General features: G+C 41.8%; 28 protein-coding genes. 4 read left to right on the forward strand and 24 right to left on the reverse strand.

Annotated features, from left to right (window positions below; all coding sequences use genetic code 11):
• Positions 1 to 6 precede the first annotated feature (6 nt).
• The 20 genes from PQ469_RS24510 to PQ469_RS24605 all read right to left on the reverse strand — a co-directional run bounded on the left by PQ469_RS24510 (position 7) and on the right by PQ469_RS24605 (position 16587).
• A complete protein-coding gene (locus PQ469_RS24510) occupies positions 7 to 528 on the reverse strand; it encodes an MT-A70 family methyltransferase (RefSeq protein WP_274210007.1) in 522 nt (173 codons plus the stop codon).
• Positions 525 to 1208, reverse strand: a complete 684-nt coding sequence (locus tag PQ469_RS24515) for a hypothetical protein (protein ID WP_274210008.1) — start codon at positions 1206 to 1208, stop codon at positions 525 to 527. The genes PQ469_RS24510 and PQ469_RS24515 overlap by 4 nt, the downstream gene beginning before the upstream one ends.
• Positions 1205 to 1708: a TraG/VirB4 family ATPase gene (locus tag PQ469_RS24520; RefSeq protein WP_274210009.1), complete on the reverse strand. Its 504-nt coding sequence runs from the start codon at positions 1706 to 1708 to the stop codon at positions 1205 to 1207. Before PQ469_RS24520 ends, PQ469_RS24515 begins: the two co-directional genes overlap by 4 nt.
• A gap of 128 nt (positions 1709 to 1836) precedes the next feature.
• The gene (gene ltrA, locus PQ469_RS24525) at positions 1837 to 3501 is read right to left on the reverse strand and encodes a group II intron reverse transcriptase/maturase (RefSeq protein ID WP_274210010.1); all 1665 of its coding nucleotides are present in this window, start codon (positions 3499 to 3501) and stop codon (positions 1837 to 1839) included.
• 580 nt (positions 3502 to 4081) lie between these two features.
• The gene (locus PQ469_RS24530; protein ID WP_274210011.1) at positions 4082 to 6001 is read right to left on the reverse strand and encodes a TraG family conjugative transposon ATPase; all 1920 of its coding nucleotides are present in this window, start codon (positions 5999 to 6001) and stop codon (positions 4082 to 4084) included.
• Positions 5979 to 6266 (reverse strand): plasmid transfer protein, encoded by a 288-nt coding sequence (locus PQ469_RS24535; RefSeq protein ID WP_274210012.1) that lies wholly within the window; start codon positions 6264 to 6266, stop codon positions 5979 to 5981. The genes PQ469_RS24530 and PQ469_RS24535 overlap by 23 nt, the downstream gene beginning before the upstream one ends.
• A gap of 2 nt (positions 6267 to 6268) precedes the next feature.
• On the reverse strand, positions 6269 to 6574 hold the full coding sequence (locus PQ469_RS24540; protein ID WP_274210013.1) for a DUF4134 domain-containing protein: 306 nt from the start codon (positions 6572 to 6574) through the stop codon (positions 6269 to 6271).
• A 219-nt stretch (positions 6575 to 6793) separates the two neighbouring features.
• Positions 6794 to 7084 carry a DUF4134 family protein gene (locus tag PQ469_RS24545; protein ID WP_274210014.1) on the reverse strand — a complete coding sequence of 97 codons (291 nt, stop codon included), beginning with the start codon at positions 7082 to 7084 and terminating at the stop codon, positions 6794 to 6796.
• 4 nt (positions 7085 to 7088) lie between these two features.
• The gene (locus tag PQ469_RS24550) at positions 7089 to 7373 is read right to left on the reverse strand and encodes a hypothetical protein (protein ID WP_274210015.1); all 285 of its coding nucleotides are present in this window, start codon (positions 7371 to 7373) and stop codon (positions 7089 to 7091) included.
• Complete coding sequence (locus tag PQ469_RS24555) at positions 7370 to 7774, reverse strand: hypothetical protein (RefSeq protein WP_274210016.1); 405 nt, start codon at positions 7772 to 7774, stop codon at positions 7370 to 7372. Before PQ469_RS24555 ends, PQ469_RS24550 begins: the two co-directional genes overlap by 4 nt.
• Positions 7771 to 8130, reverse strand: coding sequence for a hypothetical protein (locus PQ469_RS24560; protein ID WP_274210017.1), 360 nt, complete (start codon positions 8128 to 8130; stop codon positions 7771 to 7773). The genes PQ469_RS24555 and PQ469_RS24560 overlap by 4 nt, the downstream gene beginning before the upstream one ends.
• A complete protein-coding gene (locus PQ469_RS24565) occupies positions 8118 to 8744 on the reverse strand; it encodes a ParA family protein (RefSeq protein WP_274210018.1) in 627 nt (208 codons plus the stop codon). The genes PQ469_RS24560 and PQ469_RS24565 overlap by 13 nt, the downstream gene beginning before the upstream one ends.
• Before the next feature lie 76 nt (positions 8745 to 8820).
• A complete protein-coding gene (locus tag PQ469_RS24570; protein ID WP_274210019.1) occupies positions 8821 to 9813 on the reverse strand; it encodes a relaxase/mobilization nuclease domain-containing protein in 993 nt (330 codons plus the stop codon).
• A 324-nt stretch (positions 9814 to 10137) separates the two neighbouring features.
• Positions 10138 to 10548, reverse strand: a complete 411-nt coding sequence (locus PQ469_RS24575; RefSeq protein ID WP_274210020.1) for a plasmid mobilization protein — start codon at positions 10546 to 10548, stop codon at positions 10138 to 10140.
• Positions 10549 to 10669: 121 nt separating this feature from the next.
• Complete coding sequence (locus PQ469_RS24580) at positions 10670 to 11503, reverse strand: DNA-methyltransferase (RefSeq protein WP_274210021.1); 834 nt, start codon at positions 11501 to 11503, stop codon at positions 10670 to 10672.
• An 8-nt stretch (positions 11504 to 11511) separates the two neighbouring features.
• The gene (locus PQ469_RS24585; RefSeq protein ID WP_274210022.1) at positions 11512 to 12453 is read right to left on the reverse strand and encodes a DUF8464 domain-containing protein; all 942 of its coding nucleotides are present in this window, start codon (positions 12451 to 12453) and stop codon (positions 11512 to 11514) included.
• A 528-nt stretch (positions 12454 to 12981) separates the two neighbouring features.
• On the reverse strand, positions 12982 to 13656 hold the full coding sequence (locus PQ469_RS24590; RefSeq protein WP_274210023.1) for a hypothetical protein: 675 nt from the start codon (positions 13654 to 13656) through the stop codon (positions 12982 to 12984).
• A gap of 130 nt (positions 13657 to 13786) precedes the next feature.
• The gene (locus PQ469_RS24595) at positions 13787 to 14701 is read right to left on the reverse strand and encodes a response regulator transcription factor (RefSeq protein ID WP_274210024.1); all 915 of its coding nucleotides are present in this window, start codon (positions 14699 to 14701) and stop codon (positions 13787 to 13789) included.
• A gap of 1 nt (position 14702) precedes the next feature.
• Positions 14703 to 15284: a GNAT family N-acetyltransferase gene (locus tag PQ469_RS24600; protein WP_274210025.1), complete on the reverse strand. Its 582-nt coding sequence runs from the start codon at positions 15282 to 15284 to the stop codon at positions 14703 to 14705.
• A 13-nt stretch (positions 15285 to 15297) separates the two neighbouring features.
• Positions 15298 to 16587 carry an aminotransferase class I/II-fold pyridoxal phosphate-dependent enzyme gene (locus PQ469_RS24605; protein WP_274210026.1) on the reverse strand — a complete coding sequence of 430 codons (1290 nt, stop codon included), beginning with the start codon at positions 16585 to 16587 and terminating at the stop codon, positions 15298 to 15300.
• A gap of 247 nt (positions 16588 to 16834) precedes the next feature.
• Here PQ469_RS24605 and PQ469_RS24610 point away from each other — a divergent pair, with 247 nt between their 5' ends.
• The 3 genes from PQ469_RS24610 (at position 16835) to PQ469_RS24620 (ending at position 18428) form a co-directional block, all read left to right on the forward strand.
• The gene (locus tag PQ469_RS24610; protein WP_274210027.1) at positions 16835 to 17401 is read left to right on the forward strand and encodes a Crp/Fnr family transcriptional regulator; all 567 of its coding nucleotides are present in this window, start codon (positions 16835 to 16837) and stop codon (positions 17399 to 17401) included.
• A 261-nt stretch (positions 17402 to 17662) separates the two neighbouring features.
• Positions 17663 to 18130, forward strand: a complete 468-nt coding sequence (locus PQ469_RS24615; RefSeq protein WP_274210028.1) for a MauE/DoxX family redox-associated membrane protein — start codon at positions 17663 to 17665, stop codon at positions 18128 to 18130.
• Positions 18131 to 18134: 4 nt separating this feature from the next.
• Entirely contained in the window at positions 18135 to 18428 is a 294-nt protein-coding gene (locus tag PQ469_RS24620) for a DUF6520 family protein (protein WP_274210029.1), read from the forward strand.
• Positions 18429 to 18484: 56 nt separating this feature from the next.
• Here the strand turns inward: PQ469_RS24620 and PQ469_RS24625 are convergent, their stop codons facing one another.
• The 3 genes from PQ469_RS24625 to PQ469_RS24635 form a co-directional block, all read right to left on the reverse strand.
• Positions 18485 to 20083 carry a TlpA family protein disulfide reductase gene (locus PQ469_RS24625; RefSeq protein ID WP_274210030.1) on the reverse strand — a complete coding sequence of 533 codons (1599 nt, stop codon included), beginning with the start codon at positions 20081 to 20083 and terminating at the stop codon, positions 18485 to 18487.
• Positions 20084 to 20148: 65 nt separating this feature from the next.
• Entirely contained in the window at positions 20149 to 21516 is a 1368-nt protein-coding gene (locus tag PQ469_RS24630; protein WP_274210031.1) for a RagB/SusD family nutrient uptake outer membrane protein, read from the reverse strand.
• Positions 21517 to 21527: 11 nt separating this feature from the next.
• Positions 21528 to 24710 carry a SusC/RagA family TonB-linked outer membrane protein gene (locus PQ469_RS24635; protein ID WP_274210032.1) on the reverse strand — a complete coding sequence of 1061 codons (3183 nt, stop codon included), beginning with the start codon at positions 24708 to 24710 and terminating at the stop codon, positions 21528 to 21530.
• 658 nt (positions 24711 to 25368) lie between these two features.
• Here PQ469_RS24635 and PQ469_RS24640 point away from each other — a divergent pair.
• Entirely contained in the window at positions 25369 to 25851 is a 483-nt protein-coding gene (locus PQ469_RS24640; protein ID WP_274210033.1) for a hypothetical protein, read from the forward strand.
• 64 nt (positions 25852 to 25915) lie between these two features.
• Here PQ469_RS24640 and PQ469_RS24645 read toward each other — a convergent pair whose 3' ends face one another.
• Positions 25916 to 26473: a hypothetical protein gene (locus tag PQ469_RS24645; RefSeq protein ID WP_274210034.1), complete on the reverse strand. Its 558-nt coding sequence runs from the start codon at positions 26471 to 26473 to the stop codon at positions 25916 to 25918.
• Positions 26474 to 26579 lie beyond the last annotated feature (106 nt).

Below are 26579 nucleotides of genomic sequence, written 5' to 3' on the forward strand. Positions count from 1 at the left end.
ATTTGATTAGGTGTCATTGCGGTGGAACAGATCCCAGCCGCGGCGCATGCAGTTACCGAAGATTTGTATTTTGGCTCGTGTCGGATACCATCCTTCGATCATTGCGTAGGCATCTTCCGGCTTTTGGTTTCGGTGTTTGACTTTGCCGGTAAACGGGGATGCTAAAGGATCCGGAAAATTACCTTTGGGCGGCCAGTATCCTTCTTTTTGAAAAACGAACAGGTATTCAAAAACCTCCCTGGTGTTGCCGCGTTTCCATTTTGCACGCTTCCATATCTGGTAGGTATCATATTGATAACCCAGGCGGTTCATATATTCGCGGCAGTCTTCCGTAAATTTTTCGGTTACCCAAACCAGGACGACATGGTGCCTGGAGGCCAAATCCGCCAAACAACACTCGATGAAATTAAAGGCCCGGATTGCCCGCCACATTTTCGGCCGAATGCTGTCGGTCAACAGTTTATTAGATCTTTTGTAAGCCCTGTATTGTTTCCATGGCGGACAGATCATGAATAGTTCATATTTCATTGTTTGAGGTATTTGGCATTGGTTAACACGTCATTGGCTATCCGGACATCCTGGTTCTGCCATTCCGCCCAGGGATTAAGGGAGCGAAATATGCCGTTGATCTTTGCCCAGTACATGGCCCGGCTCATGCCATAGGCGATACCGCGCAGGATCCGCATCTCATCGGCAATATGGTTGAGCAGCTTGCCGCGCTCTCCGGAATCCATGAGATTTTTTGTTCCCCCCTGCAGGACAAAGGTGCTGACCTCGGCGGCGAGCGTTGTCGCCCTTGTCTGAAAATCCCTTGCGCCCTGCTCTGCAAAAAGTAATAGTGCCGGGTTGGATTTCGCCAGCTTAACGGATTCCTCCACATCGCCTATAATATCGACCCCACATTGGGCGATCTCTTTAACGGTGTTCAGGTTATTGATCACGGAAGCTACCTGGCTCAGGCCCTGGTAAATTTTATTCTGCAGGTTATTGACGATAACGAGCTGGCAGCTAACAGCGAGCTGCCCTTTTTGAATGAGGTCAAGTTTGTTATTGGTGGTGTTAAGCTGCCCGTTAATGGTGCCGGCATTTATGGCAATAGCGCCTGATACGGCAGGATCAATGGTCAATGTCTGTGCATGGGAGCTGCTATAGCTCGTCATAATTAACAGTGCAAGTAAAAGCGGCCATATGATAAATTTGGTTTTCATGATGGGTGGTTTTGATTAACCTGTGAAATAAAAGCAGGTAAAGATTTACCGCTTTCCTTAAAATCCCGGACAAAGGCATCCAGACCCTCGGGATAAGAACCGAAACGGCTGGTATAATTTTCTACTGCCGACTTTTCCGGTTTTTCTGTTGTGTAACAGAGGTATTGCTGCAAGGACACCTCTACACCGTAAACTTCACCAACGGCCCCGCGACGGATATAGACTTCCTTGAACCGGCCGCGATTTTCGATATTATCCAACTGGTTGATCGTAAAGATCTTCCTTCGCTCGGTTTCATTTATGGAGAGCAGCGCTGCTATATCATTATAATTGTCCTTGAACTTGGTTTGGTCCAGCAGGCAAATGGTATCGGAGTTGTTGATGATACTATCTTTAACTACCGCATTGCCAATAATGTCCCCAAGTTCTTGGGTAACCACAATCGCCTCGCCCCAAAATTTTCTAACCGTTTTATACAGGTAGAGTAAATACCCGGCCATTAAAGGGCTCGCAATTGCCTTATCGGGTAGGTCGGCAGGATTACTCCCGCTTTCCCCCCTAAGAACCGTACGTGAGAGTTTCCCCTCATACGGCTCAAGTAACTTAAAGCTTCTTTATAGAAGCCGGCTCATGATAACCGTAACTTAAGTTGGTCGCTGCTTCTGCGGCAAACATCATGTACAAGCGTATTTCTAATTTCGTCACCAAACCGAAGACGGGTGGTGGCCCATTGAAATTCCGCTCCAATCAGTTTACCGCAAAGAGGACACACACGGTTTTGCTTATTCCAAAGGTGTAGCAAGGCTCTTTTTCCATCCAGCGATTCAAGCATTTTATACACTTCTCTCGCATGGAAGTAAGGCTCCCAAGCAGCATCGAACGGATTGGCATCCTGTTTAATCTGAACATGCCTAATTATCTTCGTATCGTACATCCGTTTCAGAGAAAAGACTTCGCTTTTCCCTTTATAATCGGGTGTATCCACTGCAAAACACCAGTTCCTGTTTTTGATTCTTCGGAAATACCTGTCTGATATCCAATACCTGCCTTTTTTGGGATGCCTTCTTAGCGCCCAAGACCACAATTTTTGGAACATCAGGAAATCAACTTTTCTAAAAGTCTCGGAAGCCGAACTACTTTTGAAGTAATTCGCCCAGCCAGTTATTACGGGGTTTAATTGTCTAATGAGAACTTCCTGTCTGCTGGTTTTATTGGCACGTATAATGCCGCCAACTTTCTCGGAGAGTTTCGATAGACTTGCTTTGGATGGTTTTGTCAAGAGTTTTCCATTATCATATTTACGGATATTGAAACCTAAGAAATCAAACCCATCAGTAATATGCGTTATCTTGGTTTTCTCTTCTGAAAGCGTTAGACCTCTTTCGGCAAGGAATTCTTTAACTAACGGTAATACTTCTGTTTCTAATTGCTCTTTAGTCCTTCCGGTGATAATGAAATCATCAGCATAGCGTACCAGTTTTACCTTTGGCACAATGGCTACTTTGTTGACTTTCTTAATCTTGAACTTGCTTGCAAGCAATGTCTGCAAGCCATCCAGTGCAAAATTAGCAAGAGTTGGTGAGATGATTCCGCCTTGCGGTGTGCCCTCATCTGTAGAGAAACGTTCATTGTTAAAGATGAAACCACATTTCAACCATTTTTGGAGAATGCTTTTGTCCATAGGAACATTAGCTAATAACCAGTCATGACTGATGTGGTCGAAACATCCTTTAATGTCTGCTTCCAGAACCCATTGCGGAGAATACCCTTTTGATAACAGGCTAAAGCTTATTTGCAGAGCATCCTGTGCGCATCTTTCCTTACGGAAGCCATAAGAATGACTGTCCGCTGTGGTTTCAGCGACTGGCTCTAAAGCCATCAGGTACAATGCTTGCATTGTCCTGTCTTTCATCGTAGGTATCCCTAATGGGCGTTCTTTACCATTACTCTTTTTAATGTTTACCCTTTTTAGTGGTTGGGGTTTGTAATCCCGTCTTTTCAGGTCGTTAATTGCCCTAAATTTAGCATTGGTAGTAGACCACAATACATTGTCTACTCCAGCCGTGTTTTTACCTTTGTTAGAGGTTACCCGCTTTACTGCCAAAGCTTTGGCATAAAACGAATGAGTTAACAGCCACTGCAAGGCATTCACCTTGTTGTATCTGCACTCTTTCTGAGCCTTTACAAGTCTAACTTGTAGCTTTCTAACCTCTTGTTCGCATTGGTTCCAGTCGATGCTGTCCCAATTGCAAACTCGGTCAGAAGGCGCACACGATTTTTCAATTACGTTCATTTGCTTTCCTCCTTTTGAAAGTTCTAATAGTTAATTGTAAAAAGTTACCATACAGAAGTCTGCCCGCTTTCGCGTAGGGTGACGTTTAAACCCTTATCCGTTCCATTACAGAACGGCCTTCGCTTTTTCTGCTTTCTTATACCCGCACCACTATCGGCTCACCTTACGGTTTGCTTTCCTGCGCCAGCAGGAGTGATACGGGCTTACCGAGTTCTGCATAAGTGACAAATGAATGGGTTAGGCTCCGTCTATCCACCGGCAGTGCTATTGTTCGTGTACCCCATGCATGGACGGGGGTAACCGACTGCTTCCCTTTTGGGTCATAGCCTATCAGTATCTTTGGCTAATACGAAGTTACGATGGTTCAAACGACAGTTCACGTATGTTAGCCATACCATTCAACCTTGAGCCCCAATCTTATGATACTAAAGATTGTTGCAAGCCTCACGGCTTTATGCTCCTTCATCGCGAAAGGGCTTTTTTACTCGGCAGCTTCATACAAAACAGTTACCCGTAATGCATGTGCCGATAGGTTTCTGCTGACGAAACAGCAGGTCTGATCATATTGTCAGACAATCACTTATGCAACTTCTCGTCGCACCCAGGCTTCTTCCACAACGAGCGCCTTACGCCTGTCAGAGCGGTACCGCATCTTTTGGAGGAATACGTCCATAATGGTCAATGTCACGAGTGGAAAGAGAATTTTGTGCTCCTTCACGCTATCGATCTCATAGACAATGAAGCGTTCGGTAAACAGGGATTTGTCAGCATCCTTATTCAGGATCGTGGCAAATTCACCGCCTTTATAAAACTTTTTAAGCACGTACCGGAACTCATCGAAGTCGAACAGGATTTTTTCTTCCGCCTTGATTTCCGGTATCTTTTCCAGCGAAAACTCATAGAAGGTATTGAAGTTCAGCTCGGCACCCCCGGCGAAAAATTTGCTGTAGTAAGCAGAAATGACGTTTGCAACGACATCACGTTCAACGGGGCTATAGGAACCTTCGGCCCCTTTCCAGGCAACCCCGATGAGGGTACACAAAAAATCCTTCTTTTCGATGTTGTACTCCGATTCTTCAATGCGAAAAGGGTTCATCGTGATCGGCGTTTTATCCGTATAAGTGATGTATTTCCCCTGGTAATAGGAACAAAGACCTGAATAAGAGTGACCCGTATCGACAATGACCACGTCCATGTTATAGAGCATGTATTGCTCGATCAGCGAATTCATGAAAAAAGACTTGCCGGAGCCACTGGGGCCGAGGCAAAACCGGTTTCTGTTATTGATCCGGCCGGACCGCATAGGCAGATCTGAGGGGTCAATGCCAACGGGTATTCCCTGGCGGTCGGTGAACCTGATTAAAAAATCTGAAGCTTCATCTTGTGGCAGTGACTCTTTAAAAAAGAAGCAAACGGCTGCATCACAGGTGGTCAGAAACCAATCATATTCTTTTAACTCTACGCCATTGCCGGGCAAGGCCGTGCGGAACAGCTCCAGTTGGTTATAGGCGTTTTTGCTTGGTATGATGCCTAACTGGAAGAGGGAATTTTCTATAAAATTGACCGCCTTTTGTATGGCCGTAACGGGTGCAGCGACCAGGATATTAAAATGGCAATTGACCAGTAGCTGGTTCTCCCGGGCGACATCATTCAATAACTGGTCGATGTCTTCCACACATAATTGGTTTGCCGGGTCGGGTATTCCCGCATGCCTTTTCTTTTTCTGCTCCAGCTTGCGGAGCGTCACCACCTGGTTTGGTATTTCTATGACCTGGTTATAAACGATCACATCTACGCCCGGCACCTTGAACAGGAATGACAGGAAGTCCACGGGAAACCCGCGCATGCTTTCTTTATCGTTTAATTCGATATGCGGGGAAACATCCGGAGGCAGATCGATGCTGTCAATATTGACCAGGCTGATATTGCGTACCGAGCGGTCACCGATCCTGATCTCTGTCTCGGATGGAGACAGGTTATCCAAAACGATATTGGACCTGCCAAAGTCCATGCTGAGCAGTTGTAAGATCAGGCGGTTCAGCTGAGCCTCATTCAACGTGGCGGCTGATGGCAGCACATCTAATACTTTGCCTATGGCCTGCCTGAAATCCCGCAGAACCCGGGCATCGTACACATAAAACGCGCCTTTTTTTACCTGGCGCGTGATCGTTAAATAGGTAGCCACCTGCAGACATTCCCGCCCATTAAAATGCGCATTATATTGTTTTTGCAGGTATTCGGTGGCCGGTGGCCCTTTATAAGGTGAGCGGCTGATGATATCCTGTTTTTGCAGGAGATAACCATCCCCTAAGATCTTAATTACATTATTGAGCAGATGGTGAAATTCATCATAGCCTGCCGGGTAAGCGGAATAACGAATGACGGGGTTTACCATTTGGATCACCACGGAGCATTCACCGTTCAGGCCAATCAGCAGATCGTATTCACCATCTTTATCCACCCCCGCATAGGGGATGTTAAACAAGGTTTTTACGGCCATAATGATTAAGGATGTAAATATTTGAGGAGCGGCTTTTAGCATGAAGGCCGCCCTTTTGTTTGCTGGCGGTGAAAAGCAAACCACCGACAACAAAGCCGATCAAGACCATGGCACCAAGCCACATATTGACCAGAGACATGGTTAAAGCCCCAAACACAAGTCCGGTTAAAAGGGAAGCGATACCCCAGTAAATGAACTTGCCTTTGAAGCCTTTGAATATAAGGGGCCGTTGGAGCCCCTTATAAACAGGATACTTCCTGGCCATGATTACAAGCCGAAGAAAGCTTTGATCACCAATGCGGAAACAACGAGAAATACACAGGAACCTCCCCATCCCATTAGTTCCTTATTGATATCTTGATCACCCGAATTCCACTTGGAATAGACGCGGATGGCACCAACGATACCAACGATGCCGCCGATCACCAATGTAATATTGGTTACAGGCGCCACATAGGTCTTTAAGGTGGAGGTTGCTGTGTTCAGGCCGTTAACACCGCTTTGGGCAAACACAGGAATGGATAGCGCCAGCAATACGGCTGAAGCCCATAACTTTTTTGTTTTTGAAAACATTAAATTGGAGAAAAAATAAAGGCGGAGATCTTTTAGAACCTGCTGAGTGCAGGCCGGTTATGCTAAAAGAGCGTTCAGATCACGAACAACGCCCCGCTTATTTCACCCATGATATAGCAACTTGACTGCCGGGCAAACCCTAAAGGATCTGCAATTGAAGAAGGTAAAGACAGGAATCTTTTACAGCTTCGGGGAAGAAGCTTATCAAAAAACGGGCATTCAGATTCCGAACAATGCCCGCAGGAAAGGACCCGCAAGGATCATAAAAAAGGAAGCAAAGAACCAGCCGGCAACTGCTGAATCGATGTGGTCTCTGCCCATCTGCCAGTTATGGTAGATCCTCAGTCCGCCAAAGAGGCCAAATAAGACGGCCAGCACCATGCAGCAGTCAAAGGCGGAAAAGAACGACCTGGAAAGGTCTTGTTTAGCCTGCTGCATTTCGGCGATGCCGGGTTGTGCAAAACTTACCGCCGTTAGCAGGCAGCAACCAGCAGACAGTAAAAATTTCATGCTTTTAAAAGCTTACAGATTTGATGTACTCGACCGATTCTTCACGGGCAAGATTAAAAAGCTGTTTAAGGCTGACACCACCGGAAAAGGTGACCGGAGACTCCTTGCCGGAACCGGCCACTTCTTCGAAATGCGATCTTACAGGCTCGATGTCCTCCACAAAGGTGAGTTCATGTTTATCGTTTGCGGTTTCCCCGCGATTTAAACGCAGGTAGTCCCAAAGGATCAGGGCGGCATAATAGGTAGTATAGATACCAAACAGCCACAAGGCAAATTTTATCCAGGTCATAATGGGGTTCTGTTAAGATAGTTTTGAATGATGGTTTTGAATTCGGGAGTGGTATTCAAAAGATGCCTGACGGAAAATGCCACGAACTTGGACATGTCCACGCCGGTGGCCAGTTTAAATTTATTGAGCGTATCGACCGTTTGGCGGTCGAACCTTACATGCATCAGCGTTTTATGATCGCTGGTATCATAGGCAAACAGCGCTTTTTTTATACTGCGATCCGTCACCTGATGGGCGGCATTTTCATTGACCGATTGCACCGGCACTTCCGGCTTCTGTACGGGAAAGCTGGTGCTTTTCCCGGTATTTTGACCACCGCTTACATGTTGTTGCCACCTGCGGACGGCATAATGGGAAAGGAAGCTGCCCAGCAGCAAAGCGGAAACTTTTGTAAGATTCATAATTCAGTGTTTTGAATGTATTGTTTGATGATCGTTTTGAGTTCAGGGTAGGTATTCAGGAAATGTTTGACGGCAAACGAAACGAACTTGGTTACCTCGATACCTGTAGCCATTTTGAATTTATTCATGATATCGACCGTCTGCTTATCGAACCGGGCATGAACCATGTTTTTATTTTCGCTGTTATCATAGCCGATCAGGGCGGTAAGGATGGCGACTTCCGTCGATTTTTCCGTTTTCTTTCCAGTAGTTTTCGATGCTTTTGTCTTGGTAATTGCTTCTTGTTTTGCCTGTTTGTCGCCCGGCTTACTCATTTGTTCGCGGAGCTGGTCAGCTAAGGTTTTCATTTTTTCCATAAGCGGTCGGCAAATATTTGTTCGAATACCGGGGTGATCACGCCGTAAAGAGATAAGGGTGTTTGGAAAGTGGTGATCCTTTGAAAGTCGATGCGGTCCGGGATGGCTGCGGTGATGATGCCAAACTTGGACAGTTGTTCATTGACCTCGCTCATGATCTCAAATTTTACGTTGGCTTTGATCCGGTTAGGGATAAAAAATACCTGCACGTTTGGGTTTACCTTTTTAAGGACCACAGTGAACAATACCGTCGATTCAAAAGTGAATTCATCGTAGGCAAAAGGACAGATTACCAGGTCAGCAGACCGAAAGACGGGTATCAGCCCGTCATCATCCAGCTTACCGGGCAGGTCGATGAGCACGGCGTCCTTCTTGTTTTTCGTCAGGACATTAGCCAGCATCGGAAAGTTTTCCAGGGTAGCCGGTAACACATCATAGGGTTCAACATTTTCCAGCACCTTGGCCTTTTCAAATTTTTGTGATATGGATTGCTGGTAATCCATATCGATGATGGTCACGGGCCAGTCTTTAGCCAGGCTCAGGTAATTCCCTGATAGGACAGTGAGCGTACTTTTTCCGACGCCGCCTTTTTGGTTGCCATATAAACAGATCATAATTTTTCAATGGAGTAATAAGTTTTAAAATGATAGAGATTCATCGTGAACGAAGGACCAACCGCATTGACCGGTTCTAACGGGTATTCGTCCTGGCCTTTTTTTGCCGCCGGCGTTTCATGCCCAATACCTGCTGATCATCGACATCGTCAGCGATCATCACCGGGCTGATATGCACAGGCTCCGGTGCGTATTCCGAATAATAGGTGATCGCATTTTCACCTAAATAATCATGTAGTTCGATGCGCCGCAGTTGGTAGGTATTTTCCGTGTGGATGTTTTCATTCAGCAGGTATTTGAGGTTGAGGATCTCGCTTCCTTTGAATACCTGTTTGGTGGCGTGGTCAATGACCGTATAGCCGTAGGGCTTTTTACCTTCAGCGGAATGAAAAACCAGGTCAAGCTGATAGTGTGCCCGCATGGATTGCACAAAATCCTGGTCAGCTTTGGATGTATTAAAGAGCGATCGGATCTCGGTTATCCTCGCCTTATCAGGCACATAAGCATTCAACTTTTTCTGTAATTTTTCCTCCTCGACATAATCCCTGCCGAGGAAGCCCTGGTTTTCCAGGATCAGGTAAAACTGGGCTTTGGTACTGAAGCGGTATTGCATGGCGAACGAATAACCCAATACCTTATTGATATTCCTGACCGCTCTGACCTGCTCATAGTCCCGGTCTATCTGTTTGCCATCCTTGCCTACACGTGAACTCACGATGTGCACGTGATTGTTATCCGTGTCTTTGTGAAACACAATAAGATAAGGCTGGTCGCCGTATTTCATTTCCTTTAGCCACATCACGGCAGCTTTTGTTAGTTCCTGCTTGTTATAATTGCGGCCTCTCGCGGAGATGGTTGCATGAAACTGCGTGTTTTTAATACCTTTATTTTGCGCGGATACCATGAGCAGGTAGTTGACCAGGTCCTGCGGCCGCGGGTTGCTTAGTGCCTGGAGTATGCCGAAGTTGGCGATCAGCATCAGTTCACCGGTGTTCCGGTCCACTTTGTTGGTATTGTATTTCACGCCAGCAAATACCCTGGATGGTTTTTCTAAAATATGAGCGATCATGGCTGCGGGCAATTATAACGCTGTAAGGGGCGGACGGACTAGCAGCATAAGGCTATTACCAAAGAGCTTGATAACGCGATATCAGCAGGACGCTATAACGCCATAACAAAAGATCGACCGATCCGGATAACGCGCTAACGATATAACATGATAAAATGATAACGCCATAACCCGGTAACGCTATAACGCGGTAACACCTGAACAGGATAACGTTATACTTTTCTAACGGAATAACTTTATAACAGCGTAACAGGATAACATCATAACCCGCTATCGATATTTCTTTATAACGCTATAACACGATAATCCAATATCGGCGATAGATCAAAGTCCCATGGCCCTGATAATTTTCCGAAGTGCGGCTTCCAGGGATTGCTGGATCCGGATATATTCTTCAAACAGGTCATTAAAGTTTTGGATGATCGGGGGTGATAGCTGGCCTTTCAGTTTCAACGTATTGGCATGTTTAGCCAATTGATTGATGTTATTTCCGATCCGTCCCATCTCGGCGCCGACCCCATCCATGTTCCTGATGAGTTCCCTGGCATTTATTACCGCATTTTTCGCGTTTGACAGTACCCGCATCCGGATCAGTTCGGTTTTGGAAACACCCAGCTCTTTTTCCAGTTCGGCTACCTCCCGGTATTCGTCCTCGGTGAACCTGACATTGATGAACTTCGTTCGCTTTCCCGCCGCTAATTGCGGCCTGCCCATTAATTTCTTTCTGTGCTCCATGAAAAAATGAGTTGCGAAATTTTTTTATCTCCCCCCGGGAGGGCAAGAGACTTTTTGTGAAACAAAAAGACATCTTGCCGTTGCAAAAGCAACGGAATTACCTATAATCAAATCAGTGTTTTCAACCATTGATCAGGAATTTAGGTGGCGGCTCCGCCGCTATCCGCTCCCTGGCTATTTTTACAAAATCTATAGGCTTAACCTTCTGGTGATAGGCACCGCTATTTTTTTCGATACCGATAAAATTCCGGCCTTCCCGTATGGCTGCGATTAGAAAGGAACCGCATCCGCAGGCGTTATCCAGCACGATGGCACCCGGTATGGTAAAGGTCCTGATGATATAGCGCCCTAAGTCAACCGGTTTTTGTGTCGGGTGGTAAGGCTTAGTTTCCTCGTGCTCACAGGTCTTGCAATAAAACCAATCGTCAGGTTCTTCCTCGTCAAAAAACAAAATATCGTAGGGGTACCGATTGCCGTCACTAATTGCCTGAGAGGGATTGTACTTGCCGTAACAACCGGTGGTCTGTTCTTTGCGCCAGCCCTTGTTATAAGCTTTCCCGGGGATCATCTGAGGTTGGTACACGGGTTGTTTATTATAGAAAATACAGATGTCCTCATGCCGTCGCAGCGGCTGCTTTTTAGCATTCAAAAAATTGGTAGACTTCGATTTGATCCAGACGATCTTGTATTTGAACCAATCGGGGTTACTAAGTATGACGGCACCAGTAAATATCCCTGCTGCGGTCAAGGCAATGACGCCATTCGGTTTAATGATACGCCGGTAATGTTGCCATAACAGGCTAAAATTGATCGGCACGTCCCAGGGATTTATTGTCGTGCCGTACGGAAGGTCACATAATATCAGATCAATACAATTTTCCGGAAACCATTCCATAACTTCCAGGCAGTCGCCTTCAATTACCGTATTGAGGTAAGCGTCCAGGCCTTGACTCATGTGGTGATTTACCTTTCAAACGGCACTTTGACATTTGCAAAGAAATCCGTTTTATTGTTTTGAGTAGCGGCAGGCATTTTTACCTGCGCTTTGATCTTATCGTTATAATCGTTGAAGCCTTCATAAATTACCGAGCGGTCAGTCGCATAAGGCAGCGCTTTGATAAAATCCCTGCTGGCTAATTTACCTGCCTTATCCCGGTCAAAATAAATATCGAGCGAGGAGAAGGCCTTTGCCTTCGTTATCCCCTGCTGTAATAAAGTAAGTGTGTTAAGGACGATGATACTGTGGTCAGCATCCGGGTTATCGAAGCGCCAGCTTAAAAAATCGATAAACCCTTCAAATACAGCCGCCTTTTTTGGATGACCGGGAATAATGGTGATGCCCTTATGGCCCATACAGCCTTTAAAATACCGGTTGCGGACTTCCCAGGAATTGTTCTCATTGAGCCAACCCGCCGCGAAATAGTGTTTACGGACATCATTTTCATCCTCGATATAGTAATACACCTCGCTCAGATAAAATTTAGCGACATCGAAAACACCCCGGCTTTTCAAATAATCCGTTATTGCCGGATGCACACCAATGGGTTTAACGCGTTCAACAACGTGTTGGACCTTTACCGGTTTCCTTGGTCGCGGCACCCGCTGCTCAGTCGGCGCAATCGAACAAACTTCTTGTATTTTTTTAACGACCTCGTTAAATCCGAGATTCTTCCAATAGGCAAGGCCAAAATCGATAATGTTTCCGCCTTTGCCGGCACCATGGTCAAACCAGACCCCCAGGTCATCATTCACGCTGAAGGAAGGCTGGGTATCATTGTCCCTGAGCATACTGATATACATTTTTTCACGCCCTCTTTTCGGAACCGGCTGATAGCCCAAACGGCTTAACAGGTCAACCAGAGAACCTTGTTCCTTAAGCTCTTTAGCGGTTAGTAGATTATTCATAAATGATAATTTTGATTGTTAAAAAAAAGACCGACACCGTTTGCTTTTGAGAAGCTGTCACTGCCGGCAAAAAAATAAAAGGCCGATCTTAATCCCGGGTCTGTATAAAAGTGGATGGATGATTTCTGTGTACCGGCAGCGGGTATCGAACCCGATAATTCACTTCTGCCGGTAATATGTAGATTCGGGATTACTCGCGTCAGATCCTACGATCCGGGCTTACGCCTGCCTTCGCGCTTTCGGTTATTGCGGCTTTACGCTCACCTTCACGAAATTTCCGGTTGCTGGCCGGATAATGTTTTATCCCTGCATGTCAAATAACGTTCGTTGCCAAATCATTTCGATGAAAGTTTTAATGATTTAGTGGGAGCAAAACAACAGCGTTTTGGGACGGTCAAAAAGTTCAACTTTTTATTGCACCCCAATTGCACCCTTTGCACCCACTTGGTAATCAGATAGATACATTTAAGTATTTTGCATAAAAAAGGCCAGCAAGATTTTGCTGGCCTTTAAATGGTATTTTAAGATTTAATAGTTCCTGATCTTTGTGATCAGTTTTTCAAGAGCTTCGATGGCTATATCCTTATCATGTTGTTCCATGTGGTAAGTGCTTTTCCGCATACTGTTCCAGGAGATACTTTTAGCGTTTTCTGTAGATAGAAAAGGGACGAGTGAACGAAAGATAAGGCTTAGTGAACTTGCAATGATCAACCTGGTATCATCAGCGGCCTTCAGAATTATACCGATTTGATCGACGCTGAGCTTACAAAATATCTTGGAAAGTACATTACTCCCGGAGAGTATAACTTCATTTCTGGAATTTTTACCTGACACGCCATAGCGTTTGGTGATGGCGCTTTTCAATTCCTGAATGGCAATCAACAGATTTTCTCCGGTAATTGCTAAAGGTTGATCACTGGCATAGGCGGCGAGGTTAAACATCGCCTGCCGTTCCAGTGTGACCAGTGCATCATAATAATGAGTGATGATCGTATCGAGTTTTTTGGAAGAAAAAAGGAAAAATGTCCCGGCTTTGAGTTGCCGGAATACTTCCCGCAATTCCTTTTGGAAACGGGTTTCAATTAATTTCAGTTGATCGACCTTTATCCCGGACACATCCGTTTGTTGAGGATTGAGTGTAATTTCGATGATCTCGTCTAACCACGCATATGGGTAATTGTTAATTATTAGTGCCTTTTCCATAACCACGCTCCATTCTAGCTCGTTGCAATAAATATTAATTGTCCTGCAAATTTGGGGAGCTAAGTAACTGTCAGACAATAGGGTAAAGCACTCATTTACCCGTATGAGTATAAACCACTATAACAAAGACTCAGGCATCGAAGAGTTTATGAAGCAAAGTCACTTTATTTTTTGCCTGCGTTTTTTCGTATATATGCTGAATATGGTTTTCAACCGTCTTCCCAGCGATAAATAGCTTGGCAGAAATTTCCTTGTAGGTAAGTCCCTGCCGAACGAGCAAAACAATTTCGATCTCGCGGTTCGTTAATTTGTAATACCGGCACATCTCCTCAAATACCATTGTACCTTCACCGATACGTGCCAATTCCAAGAGGCGGTTGTACTCCTGACGGGCGTTTTTGATGGAGCGCCATATGAACAGGATGGTAATGCCTATAATACCAGTATTGGTACATAATACTTCGACCAGTTGACTGCTTTCAATCAGACCGAAAAACGATAAAGATGCCCATGGGGTAACGGCGCAATACATAGCGACCTCTTCGAGGTATTGATGTTCGTTGCGTTCTTGTACATGTTTACGCCTTATTGCCTGGAACATAACATAAAGCAGAACCATGGCATAAATGAAGGGAACGATCATCCCATATTTTAAATTGAGATGCCCTTGTATAGCAAAATCTACAATAAAAAAAATAACATAAGGTAGGAACAAAAAAAGAGGCACGCCATAATAGGCATGCCACCGAAGGGAAGGTAAAGTGAATGCCTTGTAAAAGTAGAATGGAAAATAAGAGGCCATCAGGAAGCCGCTGCCATATGCGACCATAAGCTGAATACTAACCAGAATGCTGATGTGCGGATCCGGGAATAAACCACCGGTAATATTATAAAACAGCATCAGGAAAAGGAGAATAAGGTACCATTTGCGTTGCTGATCCTGTGGGCGAAAGAGATAGTAAAATAGCTGAAAGAGAAACATGCCTGTTTCTAAAATTATAAATATGAAGGTAACAATATGAATTTGCGTACCGAATACCAGCATATCAATGTTTGTCGATTGTTCGCTTAAGAAAATACAAGGTGTAGCCTAAATCCAACCGGTCATAAATTTCAAAAGAGAACTTTTTGTACCAGGGAAGATTGGCCGGTGTAGAGGTCTCCAGAAATGTCGGCAAGCCGCTCGAAGTTGCCGAATCAATAACCTCTTTCAAAAGTTCACTTCCACGCCCGGCCTTTTGTGCAGACGGTTCAATACCAATAAACCATAAATAGGCCATAGGTTCCTTCGGCTGTATCTTTTTGATCAGGCCCTCTCGTTTAAGCGCTTTGAATATGCCAGAGATTCCAATTGCCTGGAAGATCAGTTTAAGGTCCAGCCAGATCGCAAATAAGGAGAATTTCTTTAGATGCGGATATAGCATCAACGCACAGCCGTCTTTTTGTTCAGTTATCCAAACGTCCCCAAAATGATTACACATTTCGAAGGAATAATCCATAAGCGCGGCAATTCGCCTTAACCGTCGGTTATCCTGGCGAACAATAAAGTTCACGCTTTGGTTATCCTTGAAAGCAGCCACTAAAATGTCAATAATCAAGTTTTTCTGTTTAACATTCGCTTGTACCATCGTCGAATAAATTTTAAGAGTTAACCCTGTTTCTGCTTGAAATTTGAAGTTTTTTGTCCACTTCGATGAATGCATTCAATACCTTATCCAAATGTTCTTTGTTATGGGTGGCCATGACGTTCATCCTTATCCGTGCGTTCTTTTTGGAAACGGCAGGATACATAATAGGATTCGTATATACACCTGCTTTTAAAAGTAGCCTGCCGGCCTCAAGTGTTTTGTGTATATCACCCACTTTGACAGGTATCACTGCTGATGAGGTCGAACCTACATCGAATCCCAAACTGATCAAACCGTTCTTCAGGTAGTCGATATTTTCCCAGAGACGATCACGCCATTCCGGTTCCTCATCCACCAGTTCAATTGCTTTCAGTATGCCCATTACTGCAGGGGTGGCAGTGGTTGAAAATAGGTGCTGTTTAGACTGGTATTTCAGGTAGGTAATGATCTCGGCGCTGGCGATGACATAACCGCCGATGTTACCTAATGCCTTGCTGAACGTGCCGGTAATGATGTCAACCTCGTCAAAAGCGTCATCCAACTCGATAACACCTCTGCCACTTTTGCCAACGACACCTATCCCATGTGCATCGTCAACAACCAGGTATGCCCCATAACGATGTGCCAGTTCCGCTATCTTCCGAATAGGCGCGATATCGCCGTCCTGGCTGTACACGCCGTCTATAATCACCATTTTCGTCCGGTATTGATCACGTGCACTTTTCAGAACATGCTCCAGCATGACCAGGTCGTTATGCAAAAACGTTTTTACCGTTGTTGTCAGCGCCCCCTCGTAAACGCTGGCATGTACATTCATATCCAGGATAGCGATATCATTTTTACCTTTATTATTATCCTTATGTAACAGGCATTGCAAAGTGGCGCTGTTTGCCGTATAACCCGTTGTGTATAATATGGCATCGGTCTTTTTGTAAAATGCGGCTATTTTCTTTTCGAGTTGTTCATGGTACACAAAGTGTCCGCCAATAGCAGGCGAGGCACCCGAGCCTGTTCCAAATATTTCGATCCCCTTAACAACAGCGGCTTTAACTTTCGGGTGCTGGCTAAAACCCAGGTAATCGTTTGATACCAGACATACGCACCATGTCGGATGCGTGTCGCCCGGGAGGATCAGGTTCATTTCAGGCCCAACGGGGGATAAAGATTCTATTCGGTAATTCAAATGGCCATTTGCCCTCAAAAAATCGAGGTATTCTGCAAATTCAGTTGCTGTTTCATAAATATTCTGGCCTTCTATGTTTTCAAAATCCTTAAAACTGGCGTTATTAAAATCGATCGGCATAAATCATTTATCAGTTAAGTAGATATTAATTTAAAATTAACTGTAGAAAATATGCGAAGTGGTGAGTTGAAGTTATTTTTTTACTTTTTCTTAATTTATAGGTAATATTTATATGCAACTCACCACTTTAAATAAAAAATGCGTTTTTATTTGCGGCTTAGGAATTTAGAATCGGGCATTTCAAAACCCCTGACCAAGGTTTTTTTCCATAGTGTTCTATGGATTACCGATATAAAATTGAGCGTCTATGACTGGGGAATCACTGATCAGCTATCTGTCTGCCATTGCAAAATTATCGCCTACTTTTTTGGAAGATTTAGAAAGTGGTATTGATGAGGAACAATACAAACCTCATCAAATTATTCATGCTGCCGGACAAACAGAAAACCGCCTATGGTTTGTAGAAAGAGGTTTTGCCCGGTCGTACTATTTCGATCCAACAGGAAAAGAGCACACCCTGAGTTTCTACCTTGGCAATGAAATCATATTTTCCTATAAAGGTTACTGGAAAGAACCGGTAGATTATTATCTTGAAATTTTAACACCAAGCTTGTTGATCTCCCTGACCTATGATTCACTTTATATACTGGAAAGGCATGAGGAAGCAAAATCACTTATACGGACTTTCATCCGGCAGCGCTATTATCAGGAACTTTTCAAAAGCCGCCTAATGACCTGGACAGCTGAGGAACGGTACCATCAGTACCGTAAAAGCCATCCCGAAATCTTCAAGCTGGCTTCGATCCGTTTAATCGCTTCCTATCTCAATATGACCCGCGAAAACCTCAGCCGGTTAATGGGCCGTGAATCGTGATTAAAACGCACCATTTAATTACAGAAACTGGTGATACATATCCATCAAACTGGTGATTGACATCACGGACAAATTTTCGATATCCCTGTAACTTAGTCTCATCAAAATTCACAATACATTATACCTGCTGACCAATTTTTTCAAACAAAAAGGCCAGCTAAAAGAAAGGAGTACGGTGACAAAGAGCATTGCAATCAACAGTGGGTTACGCACCTGCTAGTAAAATGTTTACGTTTTTTAAGATGGACAAACTAAAGGACTATGGAACGAATACTGAGCAACAAAGCCAAATTTCAAATTTCAGAACTTGCTAAAGAAAGAATAACAACTGCCATATGCTGGCTATGTATGGGATTATTTTTATATACTGCTTACGCCAAAATGATTGATCACGACCGATTCTTAAAGGGTCTGACAAGCGTGCATATCCTCAGCGGCTTTGCCGTTTTGATATCTTTCTCAGTACCGATCGTTGAAATTATTGTTGCTTTGTTATTGCTAATTCCCCAGACCGCAAAAATCGGACTTTACAGTTTCATTATTGTGATGATATCGTTTACGATTTATATTGTAAGTGCTATGATCTGGGAAAAATACCTTCCTTGTCATTGCGGAGGAGCCATCGAAAAACTTAGCTGGTCGCAGCATATATGGTTTAATCTCGCATTTATAATAGTAGCCAGCATTGCTCTCCGGCTCAATAAATTAAATACATCATTAAAAACTTAAGAAAATGAAAAATCTCAAAAAAATTGCGTTCGGACTTTTGGTAGGCGCAATGGCCATCGGTTTTAGTTCATTCACAACATTAAACGCTGTAAAAAGAAGCAAATTTTTTGCGGTGACATACTACCAACATGCCAACGGTATTTACAGTAAAGTTTTGCCTGCCAATGAGTGTGGGGATGAATCAACCAACCCTTGCAATATTTCTTACGTGACCGATCCAAATACTACATTTACGTATTCCAGTCGGCCATTGACTCCAAGAACCGAATCAACCGAGGTCGGAAAAGGGACCAATTAGGTAAAAAGCGAATGGAAATCCATCAATGGGCTTCCATTCGCTTAATTATGATAAATTTAGAGTGCCTGATTTATCAATTTCATAAAGGCTTTAGTATTCGGATTAGCAATCGTTAATTCATAATTTGGTTCTAGAATTGATGTTTTCGAATCTATTTTATATAAAAGTGGTGTCTGACTTATGTTATCGAGATCCGACCTCGGTGGTGAAGAAGAAATAATTTCGCCATTCTTTCCAATAATTAATTGTTGGGGAACACCAAAGAAATTATAATAAAGGAAAGCTGGGTCGTTATTGCCATTCCCATTGGTATATAAATTCACAGAGTTCTGTGACGTATAATGCCCGCTAATTAAACTTTTCATCCAACGCAATTTATTCTTATCTACACTTACCGTTATGAAAATAACATCATTACGATTTTTATATTCTTCCATTACAGAATGCATAGCAGCAGAGAGTTGCATACAGGGAACACACCCTGTTGACCAAAAATCCATTACGATGACTTTTCCTTTATAATCACTCAACTTATGAATATTGCCCACCGCATCTTGCAATTCAAAAGGATATGCAATAAATAAATGATTGCCCCAATCGCGAAGTAGAGTCTTATATTTATTGTTCCCCATAATTTTCAATGCATCGGCCAGAAAAGATCTTGCTTCGGTTGAATAAAACTTATTTAATTTTTGGAAGCATATAAATAAAAGTTTGTCCCTTAGCGGACCTTTGTAACCGAATTTAATCCTATTATAGACTTCTTTAAAAGAATCTCCCCGCATAAATTCACCTTTCTTGCTATAAAGCCTGCACATGTTAAACTCTTTTACGAATATCATATCGGCATAATACGCAGAGGCTATTTGATAATTGGTGTCGATTGCTGTATACTGAGGCTTTCTAATATTATATTGCATATACTTTTGCACAACAACTGCATTGCTCTCTATTGGCGGGGTATAACTTAGAATATATAATCCATCTAAAATTTGGTATTCACTTAAAGAAAGAATATCCGTATACAATACCCGATACACTGTATCAGTCATTTCCGGCTTGTAGCTATTTAAAATTTGCAAACGCATCTTTTCCGTGAGCCCGTAAGCAGCATCCTCAAGATACATCTGTTTCCTTCCCGGAAGTTGGGAAGCCCGTAAAGCTACTATTTGAGGAATGGGATCTATTGAATGTATTTGAAATTGACAGTTTAATTTAGCGCTTCCCTTGCCTTTGAAGGTCAAGTAGCCACCTTGCCGAATATCTAAATCTACACTGTCACCTTTTTGAAATAGATATACTTCCTGAAGCTTGGAAAGTGATCTTGTTGGAAAATGTATCGGCAATAAGTTTTTTAGCTGGTGTATTTTGTCATTTTTATTAAGTATCCAAAATGACAGGTATAAATACTTTTCCAAAGAAGGGATGTTACATTTAAAAGTGCCATCGCTGTTAACCGGAACTTTAACTATAACACCCTGATCGAAATTAGTTGATGTTTGATTGATCTTAATGCTTAATTCATTATTCAAATAATGACCTGTTATTGAGGTATCAACATACCCCGAAATTGTGACGCCGCCAGTCTGACTAAAAGCGCCTACTTGTGAAAGCATAAGGGCTATAGTGAAAATTAAATATAAAATGGGTTTCATGTTAAGAAATTGTGATGAACCGATATTAAGGTACTTTTTGATGAAAAAAATTAGGGGCTAGAAAATTATCGTACATTCTGCTGAAGTCCGCTCAACGCGATTTCGTCGTCGGGGATTGGAAGGACATATCTCGGGCTATTAGGATCTAAAGTATAAACCTGACCACTAAGATTTCTCGTTAACTTAATATTATGTCCTTCCAGGTTGAAGCGTTTCAAATCAGTCCATCTGACACTTCGCCAAACTAATGCTTTTCTACGTTCAGTTAAGATTTTTTCAAGCGTATCGCCGGCATCGGTTGCCGTAATTGCAACAAACTTGCCCGTTTTCATGCGTGTTTTCAGAAGTTTATTTAGAAAGGATAATGCCTCGTCTTTTTGCTGCCTTCTGGCCAGACATTCTGCTTTAATTAGGTATAATTCATCGGTGGCTAATCCGGTAAATGGATTACCCCGATCATTGTTTATCCCTTTACTCGCAATATAGTTTCCAATTGCATTTATCCTGAAATAAACTGAAGGTCTTAAATCGTTCGGATCGTATAATTTAATTAAGGTTGAATCAACACCATAAACGGTGTTATTCGAGTAAATCGTGGTCTGATATTCCCCCAATTGCTGCGTAAAATAAATGGTTTCTTGAGCATTAATCGTAAAAGAGGACCTGGTTGAAACAGTTAGTGTATTAAAGTCAGTTAACTGGGAATACAAGGCAAGTGATTGATCAGCGTTACTTTCCGCGAGTTCATACATTCGCATACTCAAATAAACTCTTGCCAACAAAGCATATGCTGCCACTTTTGATGGCCTGTTTTTTTTGTCCGGCGTGATGTCCTGATTTAATAAATCCTTTGCTTCCGTTACATCTTTTATAATTTGTTGATAGGTTTCTTCTACTGAACTCCGTTGAACTATTTCAGTAATCGCTGAATTAAGTTTTAGTGGAATCCCAAGATCCATGTTAGCTGTAGCGGGGTTGTATGCTTTAGCATAAATGCTGGCAAGTGTATAAAACATATAAGCTCTTGTAAATAAAGCCCATCCTTTTATATTTTTCAATACAGGGTTATTGTCAATTTTTTGCTTTGCAAGTACGTCGAGAACACTATTGCAATAGAATATCGCCTGATATGGTAATTTCCAATCATTTACCTGGGTTTGGCCTGGAAATATTTCTTTATCCCAAATATAAGTGGCCCTTGGAACCACGTTTATTAATGATTGCCATGAAGCCAGGTCCACGATAAAATATTCGTCAGCCGACAGTTGGGCAAGTGCTGGCGTCAAATTCATAACATTATCTGTGTTATCTAATAAATTTTCTAAATCCTGCGCCGAAGTAGGTACTATTAAAGCGCTATCCGGTTTACGGTCGAGGTTTTTTGAGCATCCCAATAAACAAGAAATCAGGAGTGGTAATAATATCTTTTTCATTTTAATGCAGGTTATAAGTTTAGATTAATTCCTAATGAACAACTGAATGGCTGCGGTATAACGGTCGTGCCATAATCGGGATCAATATTTAATTTATTTGCCCTCCATAAAATCCCTAAGTTCCTCGCGTAAATAAATATTGAAGCTTTTTTAAAGGGCGATCTCTGTAATATGTTACTTAGAACCTGGTAGTTTAATTTTATATCCTGTAGTCTAATGTGGTCTCCTTTTTCAACGTTGTCCTCCGAATAGGTGAAAAATGTACTTCTTAGATCATCCTGCGGATAAACTAAAGAGGGGCCTTTCGTAATTAATTCATCTCCAGGTTTTTTCCACCGCTTATCGTAATCTGCTTGTTGATATAAATAACTGCCTCCTGAAAAAACATTTTGCCTGCGGAAAAAATAGCCCAGCTTATAGGTAATATTTAACGAGAGTTCAAATTCTTTATAGCCGAATGTATTGATAACGCTTCCAAAGTATTTAGGTGATCCGGAGCCATGGTATTTAAGCGATGCGGGCGTTAGTGAATAAAGGATCGTAGAATAATCTTTGCTTACCGCTCCGTTTACATACCCTTGAGGAGCACCCGTGGCATCAAGCCCGGCTGAGGGAAAACTAAATACCCCATAATAAGGATATCCTTCGAGGGGGTTATTGTAGTTTCCACTTACAATTTCATAATTAGAACTTTGCTTCGCTTTATAGTTTGTGACTTTATCCGTATTATAATTGAACAGGTAGGTTGTTGACCACCTGAATTCATTTGTTAAATTTTTAGTGTTTATTTCTATATCTATGCCATTTGTACTGAGATTGGCATTATTGCCTTTGAATGCGGTTAAGCCTGATATCATAGAAATCGGACTGTTTCCAATTAAGTCCTGTGCATCTTTTTTATATATATCCAAACTTCCGCTGACCCGATTGTTTTGTGTTGTAAAATCCAACCCCAAATTCCATGTTTTAACTGTTTCCCATGTTAATGAAGGATTTGGGGGATTTGATATTGTTGAATAGACATTTCCAAATCTATTGGTAAATCCATAACTCTGCGAAGTAAGAAATGCGGCAAGTGTTTTGTCTACGTTGCCATTATAGCCGAAAGTAGCTCGTAGCTTTAGCGTTTTTAGCCAATCTATATGGTAAAATTTCTCTCTATCTATGTTCCAAGCGAGTCCGGCAGACCATAAAGGCACACCCTTTTGATTGGTTTTAACCCCGAATAGGTTGGATTCATCCCTTCTTGCGCTTCCTGAGAGTATGTACTTACCTTTATAGCCATATGAAATATTTGCGTAATACGATTGTGTAAAATTAATGAGGTTATTAAGAATGGGCGCTGTAGATAAGAGTTGTGACTGGTTGGGGTCGTAATAAATGCTATATGGCACAAGCGGATTAATCAAATTGTTGCCATTGATCAACGTTTCGGGCTGGTAACCATATAGTAACTGATTATTTGAATTGGTCCTACCATCATTAGTTTCATAGCCAACAATGGCGTTAATTTCATGATCTCCCGATAAAAGTTTAGAATATGTGAGCTGAGTCCGGAAAATTTTAGATTTTAGATTAGTTAGTGATTTATTAAAAACATTACCTATGGGTACCCCATAGCTTACTGTGTTTCCGAAAATGGAAGAATAAGTGTTAATTAAATCCCTTACATAATAATTATCTAATCCATAATTTCCTCTATTATTTCCATCCTGATTCAAATATTGATAGCTGACAGAGGCGTTTAATCCACTACCGATATCGTAATTTATACCAAACTTTAATTTATATTGGGTGACATTATTATGTTGATTTGGAACCAATTCATCTTTTGGCCGATAATGCCAATCAAGTAACTTACCATTGCCTGCTGTATCAATATAAGCTATTCGTAAATTACTTACCACTGGCAGAGATTTGCCAGCCTCATCTGCCAAACGGTCGTATGGACTATAAGGGGTGTAAGTCCCATATTTTGAATTGGTGTTAGTTGAAGCCACATATACTCCACTTGTTAAGGTTAACTTCCCTTTGAATAAAGAAACATTGTTATTTACATCAAACGTTAAGCGGTTATAATTATTGGTAACCGTATTTTCAAGATTTTTATCATATCCTCCGGATATGTAATAGCTATTGTTTTCGCCACCGCCGCTTAGGTTTAGCTGGTATTGCTGGTAAATTTTCGGTCTGTAGACATACTTGTTTAAATCCGACCGCACGTCATAGCCTTTCATTTTATTGATTTGCGAAGCAGAGTCTTGCACTGAAATTTCGCCATCCCTTCTTTTGTTCATAATTTCAACAGCCATTGAAATCGGAGCATAAATTTGACTGATACTTTGGTCATAATATCCTTGCCCAAAAAGATATTGTTCTAAATCAATATATTCTGATGAAGACATCTGTGGGATATAATTGAGATTTGGCTTACTGGAAATTGTAAGGGTTGATGTTAAGCCAATTTCCATTTTTTTGTTTTTATTGCCCTTTTTTGATGTTAAAACTATTACGCCATTACTGGCGCGGGTACCCCAAATTGACGCCGCAGCAGCGTCTTTCAATATTGAAATGGATTCAATATCCGCTGGATTAATTTGATCGATAGCGCCTTCATAAGGAAATCCATCATATACAACTAATGGCTCAGCATTGGCAAATAACGTACTTCGTCCACGTATGGAAATGGTAGGATTATTTGCGCCTCTATCTAAACCACGGTTTAACAATAAACCGCTTGCCACTCCCTCAAGACGGTCGAGAATATTAACTTCCACACTCCGGTTAATTGTTTTTTTATCAATGAATGTGAATGCCCCTGTTGCTCGTTCTTTAGGCAACGTCTGATATCCTGTCGAAACAATGTTCACTTCCTTTAATTCGTTTTGGTTTGAGGGAAGAAAAATATTAATAGGCCATGAAGTATTTTCATTAAAACTTACCTGAATAGTTTTGTAACCTATAAAGCTTATAATCAATGTACCTTGTTTAGTTCCGGTGTATATTTCAAAATTTCCTTTCTCGTCAGTGGTTGTGGAAGCTTGATTGCTCTTAATTTCAATCGTCGCCCTAGGCAGCGGCTTGTTATCGGCCGAGTCTATTACTCGCCCTGTAATATGAACAGTTTTTTGTGCCAACGCAATAGAATTAAGGCAAAGCGCGGCCAGTACTATTATGAGTATAGTTTTTTTCATGTATTGGAGCAATTTAAATAGCTAATTATCTTAGATGGACGTAAGAAAAAAGGCAGCCCAAAAGAAAGTATTAACTATTAACTGATCCTTGGGCTGCCTCAAACAAAATTATATAGGCGCTTTAGGCTTGAGAGGAAATAAAATCTGTTGGGGACTAATGCTATGTGGAGTAGTAACTATTTTAAGAATAGTAAACGAGGCAAGTTTTCTCCTTTTCTTAAAGATTTCAATTCGTTTAAAAAATTTAAAATTGGCGTACGATTTCATTGCTCGTTTAAATAACGAGTCTCTACGGTTATAAGGTACTATGGCGTCACGGGCCCTAAATACCGTTCTACCAGGCTTCTGACGGCCCTGCCAACGGATTTACAATAGGGCCCATGACGCCACAGTGTATCGCAAAAATACAACAATATTGTCATGGGCATAATCTATTGTCCCGTTGGCTGCAATTGTCAGAATTTGGTAGCCGAGACTCTTTGATTAATACCTTTATAAAAAGGGAATATTTCTATTACTTCACTTCATAAGAATTACTTCAGAACCAAATGTATTTAAAATAAATCATTTATTTGAATTTATTTTTAAATAAATGATTGTTTTTAATTGATTATCTTCTTTTGAGCCTTGCTTCAATACTTTTAGTAAAAATGTAATTTTGAAAGTAGAAGCTCCAGAGAACCTATTAGGACCTTACCTGACTAAAAAGGGAAAAGATAGCGTTGAAATACATGAGAAAACCGGCATTCCTATTGGAAGTATAAGGAAAATGCGAAGTGGAGAAACTAAAGCAATTCCAGCAATAGAACTATATAAAATTTCGTTAGTAACCAAAGATTCAATTAGCCAAGTATTGAACGAAGTCTATCCAAATTTAAAATTATTCTCAATCGATAAAATCATATCAACTCAGATCAAAGCAGATACAACAGACCTTGGTAAGGTAATTTTCTCCCTTGAAGATTATGATCTTTACAATTTAGCCCATAAAACAGGGATAAAAAAGGATCGCCTGCGTCGCCTTACAAAATTGGATTCATCAAAAATTCAATCACATGAACTTTATCTAATCGAGATGGCATCTGATAAGGAAGCGGGAGAGCTTTTTGCCAATCTCTTTAAAAATATTAGACTTGTATAATGAATGATGGTAATTCGGGAAAGTTAACGTCGCCATAGTCTGATCTTTTTTCGTAAAACGATGATTAATAATCTTTAATTTTTAGTTTCTGATAATCCCAAGCATTACTTTTATCCACCTCGGCCAATTGAGCATAATGTTGATTGGCCAAGTTCTTAAAATATTCAAATTTTTTCTTTCGATCTGCTAATTGTTGATCGTTAAACCGCCAAGTTTCTATTGGCGCATACCGATTAGCAAGCTCTTTAAAAATCTGTGCTCTAAGCACTTTCAAATTAAAATTATGCATTTTTAGGCTATCCGCCCGGTCAGCCATTTTCCTGGCCAACAATAATTTATTGGTTGCCCGATTTGTACTTAAATCCGGGTTGACAACAAAGCTGTTATACTGTAAATAAAACAACGCCCTATAAAACAAGCTCGTCGTATCGTTTACGTTTGCTTTTAATTTTTTGTCCAGACTATCTATAAACATAGCATACATTTTTCCATTTTTTTCCAACGAGCTATTTCCGACGAAGATGACACCGTTTATTACCTTAACAGGCGGCTGTGCCTGAGTTGCATTTATGAAAAAAAACCATATAGCCGGGAGTATATAGCAAAAGATCAATGTTTTCATAATCGTCTATTTAGAATAGTTGTTAAATGAAGTCTGTTACAATTACAAAGAAAAGTTCATTTTATATTCAAAGTGGTGAGATGGTAAAAACTTTTGATCCTATCTA

This window comes from Mucilaginibacter sp. KACC 22773 (genome assembly GCF_028736215.1).
Taxonomy (GTDB): domain Bacteria; phylum Bacteroidota; class Bacteroidia; order Sphingobacteriales; family Sphingobacteriaceae; genus Mucilaginibacter.

Bases quoted from the DNA above. Each gene is read 5' to 3' on its own strand.
- PQ469_RS24510 (WP_274210007.1), bottom strand. From the start codon at position 528: ATGAAATATGAACTATTCATGATCTGTCCGCCATGGAAACAATACAGG.
- PQ469_RS24515 (WP_274210008.1), bottom strand. From the start codon at position 1,208: ATGAAAACCAAATTTATCATATGGCCGCTTTTACTTGCACTGTTAATT.
- PQ469_RS24520 (WP_274210009.1), bottom strand. From the start codon at position 1,708: ATGGCCGGGTATTTACTCTACCTGTATAAAACGGTTAGAAAATTTTGG.
- ltrA (WP_274210010.1), bottom strand. From the start codon at position 3,501: ATGAACGTAATTGAAAAATCGTGTGCGCCTTCTGACCGAGTTTGCAAT.
- PQ469_RS24530 (WP_274210011.1), bottom strand. From the start codon at position 6,001: ATGGCCGTAAAAACCTTGTTTAACATCCCCTATGCGGGGGTGGATAAA.
- PQ469_RS24535 (WP_274210012.1), bottom strand. From the start codon at position 6,266: ATGGCCAGGAAGTATCCTGTTTATAAGGGGCTCCAACGGCCCCTTATA.
- PQ469_RS24540 (WP_274210013.1), bottom strand. From the start codon at position 6,574: ATGTTTTCAAAAACAAAAAAGTTATGGGCTTCAGCCGTATTGCTGGCG.
- PQ469_RS24545 (WP_274210014.1), bottom strand. From the start codon at position 7,084: ATGAAATTTTTACTGTCTGCTGGTTGCTGCCTGCTAACGGCGGTAAGT.
- PQ469_RS24550 (WP_274210015.1), bottom strand. From the start codon at position 7,373: ATGACCTGGATAAAATTTGCCTTGTGGCTGTTTGGTATCTATACTACC.
- PQ469_RS24555 (WP_274210016.1), bottom strand. From the start codon at position 7,774: ATGAATCTTACAAAAGTTTCCGCTTTGCTGCTGGGCAGCTTCCTTTCC.
- PQ469_RS24560 (WP_274210017.1), bottom strand. From the start codon at position 8,130: ATGGAAAAAATGAAAACCTTAGCTGACCAGCTCCGCGAACAAATGAGT.
- PQ469_RS24565 (WP_274210018.1), bottom strand. From the start codon at position 8,744: ATGATCTGTTTATATGGCAACCAAAAAGGCGGCGTCGGAAAAAGTACG.
- PQ469_RS24570 (WP_274210019.1), bottom strand. From the start codon at position 9,813: ATGATCGCTCATATTTTAGAAAAACCATCCAGGGTATTTGCTGGCGTG.
- PQ469_RS24575 (WP_274210020.1), bottom strand. From the start codon at position 10,548: ATGGAGCACAGAAAGAAATTAATGGGCAGGCCGCAATTAGCGGCGGGA.
- PQ469_RS24580 (WP_274210021.1), bottom strand. From the start codon at position 11,503: ATGAGTCAAGGCCTGGACGCTTACCTCAATACGGTAATTGAAGGCGAC.
- PQ469_RS24585 (WP_274210022.1), bottom strand. From the start codon at position 12,453: ATGAATAATCTACTAACCGCTAAAGAGCTTAAGGAACAAGGTTCTCTG.
- PQ469_RS24590 (WP_274210023.1), bottom strand. From the start codon at position 13,656: ATGGAAAAGGCACTAATAATTAACAATTACCCATATGCGTGGTTAGAC.
- PQ469_RS24595 (WP_274210024.1), bottom strand. From the start codon at position 14,701: ATGCTGGTATTCGGTACGCAAATTCATATTGTTACCTTCATATTTATA.
- PQ469_RS24600 (WP_274210025.1), bottom strand. From the start codon at position 15,284: ATGGTACAAGCGAATGTTAAACAGAAAAACTTGATTATTGACATTTTA.
- PQ469_RS24605 (WP_274210026.1), bottom strand. From the start codon at position 16,587: ATGCCGATCGATTTTAATAACGCCAGTTTTAAGGATTTTGAAAACATA.
- PQ469_RS24610 (WP_274210027.1), top strand. From the start codon at position 16,835: ATGACTGGGGAATCACTGATCAGCTATCTGTCTGCCATTGCAAAATTA.
- PQ469_RS24615 (WP_274210028.1), top strand. From the start codon at position 17,663: ATGGAACGAATACTGAGCAACAAAGCCAAATTTCAAATTTCAGAACTT.
- PQ469_RS24620 (WP_274210029.1), top strand. From the start codon at position 18,135: ATGAAAAATCTCAAAAAAATTGCGTTCGGACTTTTGGTAGGCGCAATG.
- PQ469_RS24625 (WP_274210030.1), bottom strand. From the start codon at position 20,083: ATGAAACCCATTTTATATTTAATTTTCACTATAGCCCTTATGCTTTCA.
- PQ469_RS24630 (WP_274210031.1), bottom strand. From the start codon at position 21,516: ATGAAAAAGATATTATTACCACTCCTGATTTCTTGTTTATTGGGATGC.
- PQ469_RS24635 (WP_274210032.1), bottom strand. From the start codon at position 24,710: ATGAAAAAAACTATACTCATAATAGTACTGGCCGCGCTTTGCCTTAAT.
- PQ469_RS24645 (WP_274210034.1), bottom strand. From the start codon at position 26,473: ATGAAAACATTGATCTTTTGCTATATACTCCCGGCTATATGGTTTTTT.